The following is a 17,315-nucleotide window of genomic DNA, read 5'->3' as shown; positions in this document are numbered from 1 at the left end:
CATGGACACCAAACTGCTCGAACTGCTGGTCTGCCCGGTCACCAAAGGACCGCTGATTTACGACCGCGACAAACAGGAACTGCTCTCGCGCAGCGCCCGCCTCGCCTATCCCGTGCGCGATGGCATTCCCATCTTGCTGGAACACGTGGCCCGCACGCTCACCGAGGAAGAAGCTGCGCGGCCACCGGCACCCGCACCGCGCCCATGAAGCCCTTGCCCCAGGGCGCCGGCTTCACCGTTCTGATTCCAGCGCGGATGTCGTCCAGCCGCCTGCCCAACAAACCCCTGGCCGACCTGGCGGGTGTACCCATGGTGGTGCGCGTCGCCCAGCGCGCGCGCATGAGCCAAGCCAGCCACTGCGTCGTGGCGGCAGACGACGTGCGCATCGTGCAAGTGTGCGAAGCGCACGGCATCCCGGCGCTGCTGACCCGCACCGACCATGTGTCAGGCAGCGACCGCCTGGCCGAAGCCTGCGCACTGCTGGGCCTCGCCGACGACGCTGTTGTGGTCAATGTGCAAGGCGATGAGCCCTTGATTGAGCCCGATCTGATCAATGCCGTAGCGGCCGAGCTGCAGCGCCGGCCAGACTGCGTCATGAGCACGGCAGCGCATGCCATCGACAGCATGGCTGATTTTTTGAACCCCAATGTGGTGAAAGTGCTGCTGGACAAAGCCCAAACGGCGCTCTACTTCAGCCGCGCGCCCATACCCTGGTGGCGCGACGGCATGGCTTCGCTCGCCGGCGCCCCAGGGGCGGGTCTGCCGTCACCGGCGCCACTGCGGCATATTGGTATTTACGGCTACCGGGCTGGTTTTCTGCGGAAGTTTCCAACGCTCGAAACGGCCCCATTGGAAAGCCTCGAATCGCTGGAACAATTGCGCGTGCTGTGGCATGGCGAGCGCATTGCCGTGCATGTCAGCACCCTCGCACCCGGCCCCGGCGTGGACACGCCAGAAGACTTGGAACGGGTGCGCGCGCTGCTTTTGCGCGGCTGAAAAAGCGCGTTGTAGCACCAATGAAGTGCGATTTTTTGCACGAATTGCGTGTAAGCCAGCGTCGGGGAAGCCCGTGCTATCCTCGCCCGGTCGCCCCCGGCCCCCGGTCCAGGGGGCTGCCGCAGTAGACAAGCGGCTCCCCATTGAAACTCTTAAAAGGAATGCGATGAGACTGATTTTGTTGGGCGCTCCGGGTGCGGGCAAGGGTACGCAAGCCACCTTCATTTGCCAAAAATACGGCATCCCCCAAATCTCCACTGGCGACATGCTCCGCGCAGCGGTCAAGGCCGGCACACCGCTGGGCCTCGAAGCCAAGAGCGTCATGGAATCCGGTGGACTGGTCAGCGACGATCTCATCATCAATCTGGTCAAAGAGCGCATCGCCCAGGCCGACTGTGCCAACGGGTTCCTGTTCGACGGTTTCCCCCGCACCATTCCCCAGGCCGACGCCATGAAGGCTGCCGGCGTCAAGCTGGACTACGTGCTGGAAATCGACGTACCCTTTGAAGCCATCATTGAGCGCATGAGCGGTCGCCGCTCGCACCCAGCCTCCGGCCGCACCTACCACGTCAAGTTCAACCCACCCAAAGTGGAAGGCCAGGACGACGTGACGGGTGAGCCCCTGATCCAGCGCGAAGACGACAAGGAAGAAACGGTCAAAAAGCGGCTGGAGGTTTACAGTGCGCAAACCCGTCCTCTGGTGGATTACTACAGCCAGTGGGCACAAAACGACGCAGCCGCTGCGCCAAAATACCGCGCCATCAGTGGCATGGGTTCGGTGGACGACATTACCGCCCGTGCCTTTGAGGCCTTGGCCAAATAAGCCCGCTTGCCTCAATGAAAAACCCGGTCTCGCACCGGGTTTTTTTATGCCTGAACGCCGGCCAAAAGTTCCAGAGCCAGGGCAATGCGCGCCTTGACCGGGGACAAACCCGACACCGCTGCCAACCGATGTCCAGCGTGCGCCAGCACGCGGCCCCGCGCACAGCGGCTGGTTCGCACCACACGCACCCCTTGCGCCTCAGCCTCTACCAAAGCGGACTCCAGGCATGCATGAACGGAGCCGTTGCCTGTGCCGGCGACCACGATGCCGCGCAGGGGCTGTGCCGCATCGCAGCCAGCCTGGGTCAACGCCTTCACCAATAGCCCGTCGTCATCGGCGTGGCTCGTCACCAAGACCACGCGGGGCAAAGCAGAGCAAGCCTGCACCCGGGCATGGGCTGATGCATCGAAGAAACCCGCCTCACACGCTGCAGGCCAGGGTCGAAACTGCCTAAGTACGCCCTCTTCCACGCAGCCCAGCGCGCCGGCGTCACCGGAATCAAAAGCGTCCACGCGGTAGGTGTGGACCTTGGCCACGTCCACGGCGCTGTGCACCTGACCGGCACACACCACCACCACGCCGAACGCGCCCGCCTGGCGCGCCACGGCCACCGCATCGCTCAGATTCTGAGGTCCGTCGGGCACCAGGGCCGTGGCTGGACGCATGGCGCAGGTCAACACCACCGGCTTGCCGGGCCGCAAGACCGACTGCAGAAAAAAGGCGGTTTCCTCAATGGTGTCGGTCCCGTGGGTAATGACAATGCCCGCCACCTCGGGTCGTTCCAGATGAAATGCCACACGCGCTGCAAGCGCCTTCCACACAGCAAACCCCATATCCTTGCTGTCGAGCTGAGCCACCTGCTCCACATCCAGCGGCAAGCCCTGCAACAACGGAACAGCGCCCACCAGATCGGCCACTGACACCTGGCCGGCCACGTAACCCACGTTGTCCCCCGCCCGGGCAGACTGCCCAGCAATGGTTCCGCCCGTGCCCAGAATCACCAGGCGTTTTTCAGCCTGCGCCTGCGTTTCATGAATTGCCACTTGCCAAGACTCCAAAACTGATTAAAAATACAGGTACTGGATAAGAACACAGTCGCTCTGAAAATGATCTTGGCGGCTGTACCGAATCCCTTCATTGCCAGATGCCGACTGCCCTCCTCGTGAGCGCTCTTCAAAAGGTCACCCATGCTTGAGTCCCAGCCCTATCCGCCCAAACTCACGGCCCGCCAGCAGCAGATTCTGGAACTCATCCAGACAGCCATTGCACGCACCGGCGCGCCGCCCACCCGCGCAGAAATTGCCACAGAGCTGGGCTTCAAATCGGCCAATGCGGCAGAAGAGCATTTGCAGGCCCTTGCCCGCAAGGGCGTGATTGAGCTCGTCAGCGGCACATCGCGCGGCATCCGCCTGCGCAGCGAAGACCTTCAATCCATCAACAACTCACGGGGACGCCAGCTTACACTGCCGCTCCCCAGCCTCGCCCAGCTGATGCTGCCTCTCATTGGCCGTGTGGCGGCTGGCTCGCCCATCCTCGCTCAAGAGCACGTGGACCAGACCTACCACGTTGAGCGCAGCCTGTTTCAACGCACACCCGACTACTTGCTCAAGGTGCGGGGCATGTCCATGCGCGATGTTGGCATCATCGACGGTGACTTGCTCGCCGTACAGGCCACCAAAGAAGCCAAGAATGGCCAGATTGTGGTGGCTCGCCTGGGTGAGGACGTAACCGTCAAACGCTTCATGCGCCGGCAACACCTCATTGAGCTGCACGCTGAAAATCCAGACTACAAGACCATTGTGGTCGAGCCTGGTGAGCCCTTTGAAATTGAAGGACTGGCCGTGGGCCTGATCCGAAACAGCTTCCAAGTCTGACCCGCAGGGGTTCACGTCGCCTCAGCAGGTGGCGGGCGTTTGGTCCGGAAGGCGGTTTTTGCACTGCCTGAACGGCACAACCCTGCGTTGGCGATTCCTTTAGCAATCCTGCCTGTGTTCAACCCCTTTTGGAGTTTCGCATGGGAATCCGTTTCACGACCAACACTTGGCGCGCGCCGCTGCAGCTCATCGACAGCTGGCTGCCCGCACCTACTGTGATTAAGCAAGCCAAGACCGCCCCGAAAGTTGTGCAACTGTTCACCCGCGCGGGCTGGCTCGGTCGCAACACCACCACAGCCGCTGCCGTAGCGGCAAATGACCCGACCAGCCCGCATGCGCCATCGGCGAACCGGCCATCTCGGGTGCGTGTGGTGCGCAACACCGACGCTGGCGCAAGTTGCCGAATGGACGCCCGCCTCGTGATCTCCGGTCGCATCAACGATGTGTGCGCCGAACTCGACAGGCTCGCTGCACTCGAAAACCAAGCACGCCGTCAGCGCGCCTGAGGGCCCTGCGCAACGACAAGCCAACGCCCACCCCGGCGATGCTGAACAAGTCATCCCCGGTGCATGCACCCCTTATCAGTAGGGGTTGCAAGGCGTGAACCGCAGACATAGCCGAGACAATGGCGGGTATTGACAGCGCCGCAAACTGACCGAGACGGAGATGCGCTCGCCGTGTAGACATTTCTTGAGCACCGCACTGAGGGCCGCACTGGTTGGAGCGCACTTCACAAGGTAACCAGGTGCGTACCGCACAGCAATCGCACTTGGGCATGCGGGCACAATAGAGCCCATGAATATTGTGATCCTTGATGATTATCAAGACGCTGTCCGCAAGCTGCGTTGTGCCGAAAAGTTGGAACCTTACCCGGCCAAAGTTTTCACCAACACGGTCAAGGGCGTGGGTCAACTGGCTGTGCGCTTGCGTGATGCAGATGTCTTGGTGCTGGTTCGGGAAAGAACGCAAGTCACGCGGCAGCTGATTGAAAAATTGCCGCGCTTGAAGCTGATCGCTCAGACTGGGCGCGTCGGCTCGCACCTGGACGTGGCGGCTTGTACCGAACGGGGGATTGCGGTGGCTGAGGGCGTGGGCTCGCCGGTGTCCACAGCTGAGCTGACCTGGGCGTTGATCATGGCGTCCATGCGCCGCATTCCCCAGTACGCAGCCAACCTCAAGCACGGTGCCTGGCAGCAGTCGGGCCTCAAGGCCGCGTCCATGCCCGTCAACTTCGGGCTGGGCATGGCACTCAAAGGCAAAACGCTGGGCATCTGGAGCTATGGACGCATCGGTTCTCTGGTGGCGGGCTACGGCCGGGCGTTTGGCATGCGGGTCATCGTCTGGGGCAGCGAAACATCGCGGGCTCGGGCGCTGTCTGACGGCTACGATGTGGCCACCAGCAAAGAAGGTTTCTTTGAAACGGCCGATGTGCTTTCGCTCCACCTTCGCCTGGGTGACAGCAGTGCTGGTTGCGTGACGCTGGAAGACCTTTCGCGCATGAAGCCCACCTCGCTGCTGGTGAACACATCCAGGGCTGAGCTCATTGCACCCGAGGCGCTGCTGGCTGGGCTGAACCGCGGGCGCCCCGGCATGGCAGCCGTGGACGTATTTGAATCAGAACCAATTCTTCAAGGGCACGCGCTGCTGCGCCTGGAAAACTGCATTTGCACACCGCACATCGGCTATGTCGAGCAAGACAGCTACGAGGCTTACTTTGCCTCAGCCTTTGACAATGTGGTCAATTACATCAAGGGCACACCCACCAACATCGTGAACCCGGGCGCCCTACAGGTTCGACGCTGATACCAAGCCATCGAGCTGGCAGAAATCGCGCATAAAAAAGCCGGGCTAGCCCGGCTTTTTCCCATCAGTCCGTTAGCTCAAGACGTCAAAGCACAACCAACCTCAAGCTTTGTCAGACGGCTTCGGAGCGGGCTTGACATCCTCATCGGTCATGAAGTCAAGCATCTCGAAATCAATCAGATTGTCCATCGGCTCACGGCCCGCGCTTCGTGGTGGCGGTTCTGGCTGGGCTGTTGGCTCCACCAGCACGGACACCTCCGGCAAAGAGGCTTCGAATGCTGAAAACTCTGACAAATCGTTCAAATCAACATCGAGACCCAGGCGCGGAGAAGCTGGCGGTGCGGTGTCAAAGGGCTCGGTATCGCGCCCCCCTGCGGCCTCAGCAGATGCAATGAGTTTTCCAGCGGCCTTCAACGGCTGAACAGCCGTGTGCTGAAAGTCGTTGGGCGCATGGGCTGCCGCCACATCGCGCTTGATCATGTCCTTGGCCATCGCATGCAACAGCAACAGCTCGCGGTAGGCCTCAAGGTCAAATACCTCAGAGTCGGGATCGTTAGGGTCCCGGAAGATGGATTGCTCGATGACATCCAGCACCCGGGGCTGTGGCCACAGCGCCTGAATACGTCCAAATGCGGTCTCGTAAGCCTCAAGACCAAGGCTCTCGTCTGAATACTGGTCAAAAGGAGGAGCCCCCGCATTGAATACGTGGTTGAACTCCTCGCGTGAACGCTCGTAGTCGGCTTTGCGTCCAAGACGGTGGTAAATCTTGAGCAGATCCAGATAGGCCAACGCACTGGGCTCATGGCTCTCGATGAGATGGCTGCGCAAGACTTGAATGGCCTGTTCGTCTTCACCCAGCGAAACGAAAAAGTCAGCCTGCTGCTGGACGTCGAACAACTCTTCGGTGGCAACCGAGCGCGAGGCGCCAATCATGCTGGGCGCAAAATCTCGCTTCTCTTTTTCTTCCCTCAAGGGTGCCGGTGCGCTTTCATCGAGCGGCGACAAGCTGTCTTGCCCCTTGCGAGCACCCTTGGCAGAAGCAGCTCCGCGCTTGTAGGCACCAAACGAAGATTCCCGGCCGAGGTCAAGATCCAAGTCAAGATCAACATCAAGGTCTTCTGGCGCCGCTTTGGACGCTGCTTTCTCAGCCTTGTTTCCGCCTTCAGAAGCCCACCAAGCCTTGACAGCGTCCGCCCCCGAAGCCTGATCGCGGCGGCGCCACAGGGCGGCCAATGCCATCAAGGCCAACAGCAGCGCAGCACCCAGCAGGTAGACCAGCCAGTTCATGTAGCGCTCGGCTTTGGCAGCCTCCAGTTTGCTGCTCAGCTCGGCAATGGCCGCCTTGCTTTGGTTCTCCGCATCGCGCAAGCCTTTTGACTCGGTCTCAAGCACAGACAGCTTCTGTGCATCGCTCAAGATTTCTTCGGGAGACGCGTTGATGGCCTTCCAGAGCAGCGCGGCAGCGGCTCGGGTTTCGTCGGATGTCGTGGGCTCGCTCAACAGCGAAATGGACATCTTGAGCACGGGATCGCGCTCAATCGCCAAACTCAGATCGACCGCCTCCAGCTGCAAACGCGGGGTGTTTTCTGCCGGGGGTGCCACGGGCCGACGCACCACGCTGGGCGCTTTGGGCCTGGGTGGACGAGCCACGGGCTGGGCAGACTGGACATCGGCCAATGGCCTGGCACTTGGCGCACGAACGGCTTGTTGATCGCCAACAATGGTGGCAGGGGCGGCGTCTGAGAGACCACGAGCACCTGCGGCAGTGCCGCCTGCAAGCGCAGCGTTTACGGAGGGCAAACGCTCAGGTGAAGCGAGGGAACCGGCTCCGACCCGGCCGTCTGTTGCGGGTGTAGGCGCTGGCTGTACCGCCGGTTCGGTGATCGGGTCCGCCAACAAAACGAATCGCCGAGTAAATGGCGTGTTGCACCCCGCCCTGACATACACGGTGACGATGGGCTCGTTCACGGCCTGAAAAGACTGGATCCGGACAAAACCTTCCGCTTCGGATGTTGTTTTTTGCGGCGTGCTGCGCACCTGGCTACCCGGCACCTGGGCGTCGCCGTAAAACACGTCTGACCCGATACACAAACCGCCAATGTCTTCGCCGGGTGCCAGCAAGACCTGTACCCTCACGTCCAACGGGCGGCCGATGACAGCCGCGCCACTGTGCCTTCCGAGCGTCACAGCGGCACTGCTCACCGCAGTTGATAGCAAAATACAGCCTACCCAGATCTGGCGCACGTCAGACATCCTTGTTTTCAATGTTGGAACATTTTGTCATGGCTTGCTCTGGCCGAAACCCGAATAACACTTTCATATGCAATCCATCTTTAAAACCGTGGGAATAGTTGGCACCGGTGCCATGGGCCGGGGCATCGCGCAAATGGCCGCGCAGGCTGGCAGCCAAGTGCTGTTGTTCGATGTGCAATCGGGCGCTGCCGAGGCGGCCATGAAGGCGCTGCAAAGCACCTGGCAAACGCTGCAGACCAAAGGCAAGCTCGATGAAAGCCAAGTGGGGACCTATGTCGCCAGGCTTCAGATCGCGGAATCGGTGGCCGCGCTGGCTTCGTGCGACCTGGTGGTGGAAGCTGTGGTGGAGCGACTTGACGTAAAACAACGTCTGTTTGCGGAACTCGAAGACATCGTGAGCCCAACGGCTGTGCTCGCCACCAACACCTCGTCGCTGTCGGTGACGTCGATTGCTGCCGCCCTGAAGCGGCCGGGCCAGCTCGCTGGTTACCATTTTTTCAATCCGGTTCCCCTGATGCGGGTGGTAGAGGTGATTGCGGGCCTGAAAACCAGCGATGTGGTCTGCCAGCAACTTACGGACTACACCCGGCAATTTGGGCATACCCCTGTATCGGCACAAGACACCCCGGGCTTTATCGTCAATCACGCGGGGCGCGGTTACGGCACCGAGGCCTTGCGTGTCGCGGGCGAACGCGTGGCCGATTTCGCCACCATTGACCGCATATTGAAGGACCAGATGGGCTTTCGGCTCGGTCCATTTGAGCTGATGGACCTGACGGCGCTGGATGTCTCGCACCCGGTGATGGAGTCCATCTACCGACAGTATTACGACGAACCCCGTTACCGCCCCAGCGTGATCACGGCGCAGCGCCTGGCAGGTGGTGTGGTGGGCAAAAAGGTGGGCGAAGGCTTTTACAAATACGAGGCGGGTGTGGCCCAAGTGCCCCCTGAGCCTGCTGCGCCGGTGGTGGCCGAACTGCCGCCGGTCTGGGTGTCGCCCAAGGCCGCCCGGCGCGCCGAGCTGTACCAGTTGCTGAAAAATCTGGGGGCCAGCATTGAAACCGGCGCTGCGCCGTCCAGCCAAGCGCTGATTTTGGTGGCGCCCCTGGGTCTGGATGTGACCACGCTCGCCGCCGTGGAGCGGCTGGACGCGACCCGCACGATGGGCATTGACATGATGCTGGACGACGCAGCCACCAAGCGCCGCGTGCTGGCGACCAACCCGGCCACCCGCCCCGACATGCGCGATGCGGCGCACGCCCTCTTCGCCCGCGACGGCAAGGCCGTCAGCGTGATCCGCGACAGCGGCGGTTTCGTCACGCAGCGCGTGGTGGCCACCATCGTCAACATTGCCGCCGACATGTGCCAGCAAGGCATCTGCACACCCGCAGACCTGGACGTGGCGGTGACACTCGGCCTGGGTTACCCCATGGGTCCGCTGGCCATGGGGGATCGCATCGGGCCCACCAATGTGCTGGAAGTTCTGTTCAATATGCAAACGGTGTACGGCGACACGCGCTACCGCCCCTCGCCCTGGCTGCGCCGCCGTGGCGCCCTGGGCTTGAGCCTGACGCACGAGGAGGAATAACGATCCCTGCGGCGCTTCGCGCCTTCACCCCAGGATGGAGCACACCGGCGGCCGGCACAGCCCGTTCCACGGTGTGAGCCCAGCCAACCTCTGCGAAATTTTTGAAAGGGTATCCCTTGACCGCCAGCCTCAAGAGCCACAGCCATGGTCAGACCATGGTGTTGACCATCAGCAACCCCGAACACCGCAACGCCCTGGGCCCTGACCTGTATGCCGCTGGCGTGGAAGCCCTCAACGTGGCAGAGAGCAGCCCCGAGGTCCGCAGCGTCGTCATCACCGGCGAGGGCAACCACTTCTGCGCGGGCGGCAACCTGCAGCGGCTGATGGCCAACCGCCAACAGCCTCCCGAGGTGCAGGCGCAAAGCATTGAGGGCCTGCACAACTGGATCGAAACCATCCGCGCCTTTCCCAAGCCGGTGGTGGCCGCGGTGGAAGGCTCTTGCGCAGGGGCAGGTTTTTCACTGGCATTGGCCTGCGACATGGTGGTGGCCGCGCACAACAGCGTGTTCGTCATGGCCTACAGCAACGTGGGTTTGTCCCCAGACGGCGGTGCCACCTGGAGCCTTATGCGCGCCATGCCAAGGGCCACCGCGCTGCAGTTGTTGATGGGTGGCGAGCGCATCTCGGCCGAGCGCCTGCAGCAGTTGGGCGTGATCAATGCGGTCAGCGGCACCGGTGAAGCGCTGGGCGATGCCCTGGCTTTGTGCGAGCGGCTCAGCGCGCGCGCGCCGAATGCGCTGGCCAGCATCAAAGAGCTGGCGAACGACGCGCCCACCGTGAGCCTGCATACCCAACTGGGCCATGAGCGCGACCACTTCGTGCGCAACCTGCACCACGGCAATGCGGGCGAAGGCATTGCGGCCTTCATGGAAAAGCGCCCAGCGAACTACCGCTGAAGCGCTGCGACAGGCCGCCCCGCCCAGCGCACGGGACGCTTGCGGGACAGCCCTGGCTACTTTACCCACGCAGTCGCCCGGTCTCTGTGGCGACAATCATCCCGTTTTCAGTCACTCATAAGACAGCCCATGGACGAACCGATTCTGACAATGGAAGAACGCGAGGCGATCAACAGTGGTCGCTGGTTCAGCAGCCTTTCACCCTCCCTGCGTCACGACATACTCCGATGCGCCTACGTCAAGCGATTCAAAGACAGCGACCTGATCGTTGCCCGCGGCGACCCGCCCACCGAGTGGACGGCAGTGGCCAAGGGTGCGGTGCGCGTGAGCTCGACCTCGCTCTCGGGCAAACAGATCACGCTGACCTATGTGGAGCCCGGTGTGTGGTTTGGCGATGTGGCCATGTTCGACGGCGACCAGCGCACGCACGATGCCTACGCCCACGGTCCCACCACCCTGCTCTGCGTGGCCCGCAACGATTTTCAAAAGATTCTGAGCGTGCATGTGGAGCTGTACGAAGCGCTGATGCGTTTGCAGGCGCGGCGCATCCGCACCCTGTTTGGTCTGGTGGAAGACCTGAACACCCTGCCCCTGCGCGCCCGGCTGGCCAAACAGCTGCTGCACCTGGTGCGCAGCTACGGTGTGCCGTGTCTGTCGGACGGCAACGAAATGCGCATCGGCCTGCAGCTGGCGCAAGAAGAACTGGCGCAACTGCTGGGCGCTTCACGCCAGCGCGTCAACCAGGAACTCAAGTCGATGGAGCGCGAGGACGCGATCCGCATCGAGCAGGGCGGGCTGGTGGTGCGCAACCGCGAGATGCTGATGCGCATCGCCGAAGCCGACGCCTGAACGCTGCAGCCGAACAGGCGCGGGGAGTCTGGGCTCCTATTTTTTCTCTCACGAGGCTTCCCGCATGAGCGATACGGAAAATTTCACCGGCACCCGCCCGGTGTCAGACCAGCACGTCTTTGACACAGCCGCCCTGCAACAGTGGTTGCAAGTCCACCTGCCCAGCTTCAGTGGGCCGCTGATGGTGGAAATGTTCAAAGGTGGCCAGTCCAACCCGACCTACAAACTCATCACGCCTGAGCGGTCTTACGTGATGCGCGCCAAGCCTGGCCCGGTGGCCAAGCTCTTGCCATCGGCCCACGCCATCGAGCGGGAATTTCGGGTGATGAGCGCACTGCACGGCACGGGCGTGCCGGTGGCGCAAATGCACGTGCTGTGCGAAGACGAGTCTGTCATCGGTCGCGCCTTTTACGTCATGGAGTGTGTGGATGGCCGGGTCATGTGGGACCAAGCCCTGCCCGACATGACCCGCGAGCAGCGCGGCGCGATTTACAACGAAATGAACCGCGTCATGGCCGCCCTGCACACGGTGGATCCGATCGCCATCGGGCTGGAAAGCTACGGCAAGCCGGGCAATTACTTTGAGCGCCAGATCGGCCGCTGGAGCAAGCAGTACGAGGCGTCCGTCACGCAACCCATTGCCGAGATGGACCGACTCATGGCCTGGCTGCCAGACAACATTCCGGCCATGGCGCGCGACGCGTCCCTGGTGTCGGTGGTGCATGGCGACTACAGGCTCGACAACCTCATGTTCCACCCCACCGAGCCGCGCGTGCTGGCCGTGCTGGACTGGGAGTTGTCCACCCTGGGCCACCCGCTGGCCGACTTCAGTTACCACTGCATGGCCTGGCACATACCGCCGGGTTTGTTTCGCGGCATTGGCGGACTCGACGTGCAGGCGCTGGGCATTCCCACCGAGGCCGACTACATCGCCCTGTATTGCGAGCGCACCGGCTTCGCCACGCCCGAGCAGTTGAAGGCCGACTGGAATTTTTACCTCGCTTACAACATGTTCCGCCTGGCGGCCATCTTGCAGGGCATTGCCAAGCGGGTCGAAACCGGCACCGCGTCCAGCGCACAGGCGGTGAAGTCTGCCGCGGGCGCCCGACCCATGGCCGAACTGGCCTGGCGCTTTGCCCAAACGTCTTGAAACCTCACACCCCCATCACCACCCCCAAGGAGCCACGATGAACTTCGATTACACAGACAAAGTCAAGGACATGCGCGCTCGCCTGCTCGCCTTCATGGACGAGCACATCTACCCGAATGAAGCCCGCTTCTTCGCCGAAATTGCGGCCAACCGCGCCAAGGGCAATGCATGGATCCCCACCACCCTGATTGAAGAGCTCAAGCCCAAAGCCCGCGCCGCTGGTTTGTGGAACCTGTTCCTGCCCAAAAGCCCGCGCGCACCCGAAGGACTGTCCAACCTCGAATACGCCCCCATGTGCGAAATCATGGGTCGGGTACCGTTTGCTGCCGAGGTGTTCAACTGCTCGGCGCCCGACACCGGCAATATGGAAACCTTTGAGCGCTACGCCAGCGAAGAACTGAAAGACCAATGGCTGGAACCCTTGCTCAAGGGTGAGTTTCGATCAGCCTTCCTCATGACCGAGCCCGAAGTGGCCTCGTCAGACGCGACCAACATCCAGTGCCGCATCGAGCGCGACGGCGACGAGTACGTGATCAACGGCCGCAAGTGGTGGTCGTCCGGCGCCGGCGACCCACGCTGCGCGGTGTACATCGTCATGGGCAAGACCAACCCCGACGCGCCCCGGCACTCACAACAGTCCATGATCATCGTGCCGTCCAACAGCAAAGGCATCACCATCGTGCGCCCGCTGTCGGTGTTTGGCTACGACGACGCGCCCCATGGCCACATGGAAGTGCTGCTGGAAAACGTGCGCGTTCCCGTGGGCAACTTGCTGCTCGGCGAAGGCCGCGGCTTTGAAATTGCCCAAGGCCGCTTGGGCCCCGGACGCATCCACCACTGCATGCGCTCCATCGGCGCTGCCGAGCGTGCGCTTGAACTGATGTGCCAGCGCCTAAACACACGCATTGCCTTTGGCAAACCGGTGTCGGCCCAGTCGGTCTGGCACGAACGCATTGCCGACGCACGCTGCCGAATTGAAATGGCCCGCCTGCTCACGCTCAAGGCCGCCTACATGATGGACACCGTGGGCAACAAGGTGGCCAAGGCGGAAATCGCCATGATCAAAGTGGTGGCACCCAACATGGCCTGCGACATCATCGACATGGCCATCCAGGCCCACGGCGGTGGCGGCGTGAGCGACGACTTCCCGCTGGCCTACAGCTACGCGAGCCAGCGCACCTTGCGCCTGGCAGACGGCCCGGACGAAGTGCACCGCCAATCCATAGCCAAACTGGAACTGGCCAAGCACATGGTGGTGAAGACCGATGTGGACGTGCCGGTCACGCGCGGCTGCTGAAACACACCCACCCCTTAGCGGCCAAACAGTTCCACTGCGCGGCGGCTGAGGTGTTCAAAGCTTGTCAGCATGCTCAAGGCGGCGCCATGGTGACCCCGCCCGGCATTTCCCATGCGCAAGTACGTTTTGCCGCGCATCAGCATCAACACAACGGGCATGTGTTCATCACCATCAGGAGGCCAGTTCATCAGCTGCTCCAAACCCTCGCCAGCAAGCCAATGCCGCGCCATTTCGGGCGCATCGGTGAGCACCGCGTAGCGACGCCAAAAATCGTTCTCCGGGCCCGCCCATCCCGCATCGCGAAACATGGACAACCAACGCAGTTCTTCAGGCAAAGCCTTGGCCGTGGTGTGCACCGTATCGGTCACATCCGAATACAGGCTGTTGGCCTGGGCTTCCAGGGCGCGTTTGAGCGCACGGTTCATCACGACCACCGAACCATCAAAGCGAAGCCCGAGATCGGCTTTAGCCAACACCGCCATGCCGTCGATGTAGTCCCTCGTAGACGCTGCTCGCTCGGCACGAAACGGCCGATCAAGCAAGCGGCCGGACATGGCCCAACCGCCACCCCAAACCGAGCCAAAGTCCAGAGACCGATCGCGAGCCCACTGCGCCAACGCTGCGTCGCGCTCACGTCCGTTCGTGCGGTTGCCCATGGCGGCTTTCAGGCGTTCAAACATTGGCGTATTTTTACTCTGGGAATCTTGGGAAAATGATCCATCCGATGCAACAGCGAAAGGCCGTACAACCATGATCGACGTCTATTCTTGGCCCACACCGAACGGACACAAGGTCCACATCATGCTGGAAGAGTGTGGTTTTCGGTTGGGGCGCGACTGGCAGGTTCACCCCGTCAACATCGGTCAGGGCGATCAGTTCAGCCCGGAATTTTTGAAGATCAGCCCCAACAACAAAATACCGGCCTTGGTCGACCCTCATGGGCCCGATGGAAAACCCATCAGCCTGTTTGAGTCTGGCGCGATCCTGCTTTACCTCGCATCCAAAACGGGCAAGCTTCTGCCCAAATCCGACCGCGCAAAATTTAAAACCCTGGAATGGCTGATGTTTCAGATGGGAGGTCTGGGTCCCATGCTGGGGCAAGCGCACCACTTCCGCATTTACGCGCCCGAAAAAATTGAGTACGCCGTGAACCGCTACACCAACGAAGCCAAGCGGCTGTACGGTGTGATGGACCGGCAGTTGATCACCCAGAAATTTATCTCGGGCAATCAGTACACTGTGGCCGACATCGCCATTTTTCCCTGGCTGCGCAGTTGGCAAAATCAGGGCATCGACTGGGCCGATTATCCGCACCTGAAAGACTGGTTCGACAAGATCGCTGAACGTCCCGCCGTGCAGCGCGGCGTGGCGGTGCTGGCGGACGCACGCAAGCCACTGACCGACGACAAGGCCCGCGACACCCTGTTCGGACAGGGCCAATACAAAAAACGTTGAATAAAACCAGGAGCGGCACAAAATACCCCTCCAAAGTGTCTATAATTCGAAGCTTAGTCGGAGCGTAGCGCAGCCTGGTAGCGCATCTGCTTTGGGAGCAGAGGGTCGCGAGTTCGAATCCCGCCGCTCCGACCATAGAAAACGAAAAAGGCCCACTCTGTGGGCCTTTTTTCATTGTCTCTTCGCGATCTTCGTTCTTGTCTGCCCGTAGCTCAACCGGATAGAGCAGCTGCCTTCTAAGCAGCAGGTCGGGGGTTCGAGTCCCTCCGGGCAGGCCATTGTTCGCCGAGGCGTACCGCCACATCTCCTTCGGTGGCGGGTCATGGCCGCAAGCCCCCCCTCACACCCCTATCGACCGAACAGGACTGTGGCTTTCCGTTCGAGGAAACCTACGTACAGCGTTCACTCTCCAAAACGGGAATCAAGGGTTTTCACCCATCGGCATTCATGGCTTCATGCAATATATTGCGTGTCAATCCATGAAAAAAGTTCGCAAACTCAAAATCCTTGTTGGCACCATGACCAACACCGCCGAATACGTGGCGCAAGCCATTGAGATGGACTGCGCCGAGCTGGTTGATGTCATTGAGGTGCAGATGATGGACGGACTGGACATCAGCGCCTTTGACGAAGATGCACTATATGTCATCTGCACATCCACTTATGGTGCCGGCGACGTGCCCGACAACGCCCAGGCGCTGTACGCCTCGCTGGAGAGCCACCCTCGCTTTCTGGGCGCTGTGCGCTATGGCGTGATCGCGCTGGGTGACAGCGCTTACCCCCAGACCTTTTGCAATGGTGGACGCCGTTTTGACGAGCGTTTGACCGATCTGGGCGCAGTTCGCATCGGCGACATTTTTCTCCACGATGCTTCGGCAGGCACGGAACCGGAGACCGAGGGTGTGGCCTGGTGCCGGGAGTGGTTGCCCATTGCACTGGCTGCGAGCTGATCGCCATCCAATTCAGTGCTCACCAGTAGCCATTTACACATCAATATTTTAGGCTTCAAGTACGGGTAATTCACTATCCCCAAAGCAGCCCGACGCGCCTACATTGATGCGCTGAACCATAACCCAACCAGGAGACTGACCATGACCACCCGCCGACTTGTTCTTACCCGCAGCGCCGCCGTGATTGGCGCTGCATCCACCGGCTTGCTGCTGCCCCAAATCGTGCGTGCACAGTCCGACAAGCTGCGCGTCGGCTTCATGTTGCCCTACACCGGAACCTTTGCTCAGCTGGGGGTGGCCATTGAAAATGGGTTTCGCATGGCCTTGAACGAACAAGGCGGCAAACTGGGTGGCCGCGAGGTGGAGTTCTTCAAGGTAGATGATGAATCCAATCCGGCCAAGGGCATTGAAAACGCCACCCGACTGGTGCAGCGCGACAAGGTGGACGTGCTGGTCGGCACGGTGCATTCGGGCGTGCAAATGGGCATTCACAAGGTGGCACGCGACACCGGTGTGCTCAACCTGATTCCCAACGCCGGCGTGCATGTGGCCACGCGCGCCCAGTGCTCGCCCAACGTGTTCCGTACCTCGTTCTCCAACTCACAGCCTACGCTGGCCCTGGGCAAAGCCATGGTGGACCGCGGCCACAAAAAGGCCGTGTGGATCACCTGGAACTACGCGGCAGGCGACGAGGCTTATGAGGGGTTTGAGAAAAGCTACACCGAGGCGGGCGGCACCATCATCAAGAAACTCGGCCTGCCCTTCCCCAACGTGGAATTCCAGGCCCTGCTGACCGAGATCGCCTCGCTCAAGCCCGACGCCGTGGCCTGCTTCTTCGCCGGTGGTGGCGCAGCCAAGTTCATGCGCGACTTCCACGCCGCGGGCCTGAGCAAGAACATTCAGCTGTATGGCTCGGGCTTCCTGACCGAAGGCGTGCTGGAAGCCGCCGGCCCAGCCGCCGACGGCGTGTTGACCACTATGCACTACAGCGACTCGCTGGACACACCGCGCAACAAGCAGTTCCGCCTGGATTACGCCAAGGCTTTCCGCATGCAGCCCGATGTGTACGCGGTGCAAGGTTACGACACCGGTCTGCTGCTGATCAGGGGCGCCAACGCGGTTAAAGGCGACATGTCCAACAAGAAAGCGCTGTACGCCGCCATGGAAGGCGCGGTGATTGACAGCCCGCGCGGCAAATGGACCATGAGTAAGGCCCACAACCCGATTCAGGACATGTACCTGCGCCAGGTATCCAACAAAGAAAACAAAGTGCTTGGCATTGCGGCCAAAGCCGTGGCCGACCCGGCCACCGGTTGCCGCATGGGCTGAACCTCCACCCCACCCACAGAAGCCACCCACAAACAGGCCCCGCAAGGGCCTG

General features: G+C 61.4%; 17 protein-coding genes and 2 tRNA genes. 16 read left to right on the top strand and 3 right to left on the bottom strand.

The window, feature by feature from the left end:
* The first annotated feature begins 1 nt into the window (after position 1).
* The 3 genes from AC4QBL_RS06265 to adk all read left to right on the top strand — a co-directional run bounded on the left by AC4QBL_RS06265 (position 2) and on the right by adk (position 1,819).
* Entirely contained in the window at positions 2-208 is a 207-nt protein-coding gene (locus AC4QBL_RS06265; protein ID WP_472899184.1) for a Trm112 family protein, read from the top strand.
* Positions 205-996 carry a 3-deoxy-manno-octulosonate cytidylyltransferase gene (kdsB, locus tag AC4QBL_RS06260; RefSeq protein ID WP_472906367.1) on the top strand — a complete coding sequence of 264 codons (792 nt, stop codon included), beginning with the start codon at positions 205-207 and terminating at the stop codon, positions 994-996. Before AC4QBL_RS06265 ends, kdsB begins: the two co-directional genes overlap by 4 nt.
* Positions 997-1,162: 166 nt before the next feature.
* Positions 1,163-1,819, top strand: a complete 657-nt coding sequence (gene adk, locus AC4QBL_RS06255; protein WP_472899182.1) for an adenylate kinase — start codon at positions 1,163-1,165, stop codon at positions 1,817-1,819.
* A gap of 44 nt (positions 1,820-1,863) precedes the next feature.
* Here adk and AC4QBL_RS06250 read toward each other — a convergent pair whose 3' ends face one another.
* The gene (locus AC4QBL_RS06250; RefSeq protein ID WP_472899181.1) at positions 1,864-2,862 is read right to left on the bottom strand and encodes an asparaginase; all 999 of its coding nucleotides are present in this window, start codon (positions 2,860-2,862) and stop codon (positions 1,864-1,866) included.
* A 144-nt stretch (positions 2,863-3,006) separates the two neighbouring features.
* On the opposite strand from AC4QBL_RS06250, the gene lexA reads away from it, so the two are divergent.
* The 3 genes from lexA (at position 3,007) to AC4QBL_RS06235 (ending at position 5,496) form a co-directional block, all read left to right on the top strand.
* On the top strand, positions 3,007-3,693 hold the full coding sequence (gene lexA / locus AC4QBL_RS06245; RefSeq protein WP_472899180.1) for a transcriptional repressor LexA: 687 nt from the start codon (positions 3,007-3,009) through the stop codon (positions 3,691-3,693).
* Positions 3,694-3,833: 140 nt separating this feature from the next.
* The gene (locus tag AC4QBL_RS06240; protein WP_472906368.1) at positions 3,834-4,199 is read left to right on the top strand and encodes a hypothetical protein; all 366 of its coding nucleotides are present in this window, start codon (positions 3,834-3,836) and stop codon (positions 4,197-4,199) included.
* Between the two features lie 289 nt (positions 4,200-4,488).
* Positions 4,489-5,496, top strand: a complete 1,008-nt coding sequence (locus tag AC4QBL_RS06235; protein ID WP_472899178.1) for a D-2-hydroxyacid dehydrogenase family protein — start codon at positions 4,489-4,491, stop codon at positions 5,494-5,496.
* Positions 5,497-5,598: 102 nt separating this feature from the next.
* Here the strand turns inward: AC4QBL_RS06235 and AC4QBL_RS06230 are convergent, their stop codons facing one another.
* On the bottom strand, positions 5,599-7,749 hold the full coding sequence (locus AC4QBL_RS06230) for a hypothetical protein (RefSeq protein WP_472899177.1): 2,151 nt from the start codon (positions 7,747-7,749) through the stop codon (positions 5,599-5,601).
* A gap of 67 nt (positions 7,750-7,816) precedes the next feature.
* Here AC4QBL_RS06230 and AC4QBL_RS06225 point away from each other — a divergent pair, with 67 nt between their 5' ends.
* The 5 genes from AC4QBL_RS06225 to AC4QBL_RS06205 all read left to right on the top strand — a co-directional run bounded on the left by AC4QBL_RS06225 (position 7,817) and on the right by AC4QBL_RS06205 (position 13,529).
* On the top strand, positions 7,817-9,337 hold the full coding sequence (locus tag AC4QBL_RS06225) for a 3-hydroxyacyl-CoA dehydrogenase (protein ID WP_472899176.1): 1,521 nt from the start codon (positions 7,817-7,819) through the stop codon (positions 9,335-9,337).
* A gap of 116 nt (positions 9,338-9,453) precedes the next feature.
* Complete coding sequence (locus AC4QBL_RS06220; protein WP_472899175.1) at positions 9,454-10,233, top strand: oxepin-CoA hydrolase, alternative type; 780 nt, start codon at positions 9,454-9,456, stop codon at positions 10,231-10,233.
* A 129-nt stretch (positions 10,234-10,362) separates the two neighbouring features.
* Positions 10,363-11,082 (top strand): Crp/Fnr family transcriptional regulator, encoded by a 720-nt coding sequence (locus AC4QBL_RS06215; protein WP_472899174.1) that lies wholly within the window; start codon positions 10,363-10,365, stop codon positions 11,080-11,082.
* A 64-nt stretch (positions 11,083-11,146) separates the two neighbouring features.
* Entirely contained in the window at positions 11,147-12,232 is a 1,086-nt protein-coding gene (locus tag AC4QBL_RS06210; protein WP_472899173.1) for a phosphotransferase family protein, read from the top strand.
* A gap of 37 nt (positions 12,233-12,269) precedes the next feature.
* Positions 12,270-13,529 (top strand): acyl-CoA dehydrogenase family protein, encoded by a 1,260-nt coding sequence (locus AC4QBL_RS06205; RefSeq protein ID WP_472899172.1) that lies wholly within the window; start codon positions 12,270-12,272, stop codon positions 13,527-13,529.
* Between the two features lie 14 nt (positions 13,530-13,543).
* Here AC4QBL_RS06205 and AC4QBL_RS06200 read toward each other — a convergent pair whose 3' ends face one another.
* Positions 13,544-14,083, bottom strand: coding sequence for a hypothetical protein (locus AC4QBL_RS06200; RefSeq protein WP_472899171.1), 540 nt, complete (start codon positions 14,081-14,083; stop codon positions 13,544-13,546).
* Between the two features lie 196 nt (positions 14,084-14,279).
* Here AC4QBL_RS06200 and AC4QBL_RS06195 point away from each other — a divergent pair, with 196 nt between their 5' ends.
* The 5 genes from AC4QBL_RS06195 to AC4QBL_RS06175 all read left to right on the top strand — a co-directional run bounded on the left by AC4QBL_RS06195 (position 14,280) and on the right by AC4QBL_RS06175 (position 17,263).
* Complete coding sequence (locus tag AC4QBL_RS06195) at positions 14,280-14,984, top strand: glutathione binding-like protein (protein WP_472906482.1); 705 nt, start codon at positions 14,280-14,282, stop codon at positions 14,982-14,984.
* A gap of 58 nt (positions 14,985-15,042) precedes the next feature.
* Positions 15,043-15,119, top strand: a tRNA-Pro gene (locus AC4QBL_RS06190).
* Positions 15,120-15,185: 66 nt separating this feature from the next.
* Positions 15,186-15,262: transfer RNA gene (locus AC4QBL_RS06185), tRNA-Arg, on the top strand.
* Positions 15,263-15,502: 240 nt separating this feature from the next.
* Positions 15,503-15,934: a flavodoxin domain-containing protein gene (locus AC4QBL_RS06180; protein ID WP_492131640.1), complete on the top strand. Its 432-nt coding sequence runs from the start codon at positions 15,503-15,505 to the stop codon at positions 15,932-15,934.
* Between the two features lie 141 nt (positions 15,935-16,075).
* Positions 16,076-17,263, top strand: a complete 1,188-nt coding sequence (locus AC4QBL_RS06175; protein WP_472899169.1) for an ABC transporter substrate-binding protein — start codon at positions 16,076-16,078, stop codon at positions 17,261-17,263.
* Positions 17,264-17,315: the final 52 nt, after the last annotated feature.

This window comes from Hydrogenophaga sp. L99 (assembly GCF_058731905.1).
The sequence above is the reverse complement of the archived record's forward strand: the minus strand, read 5'-3'. Positions and strand labels throughout refer to the sequence as shown.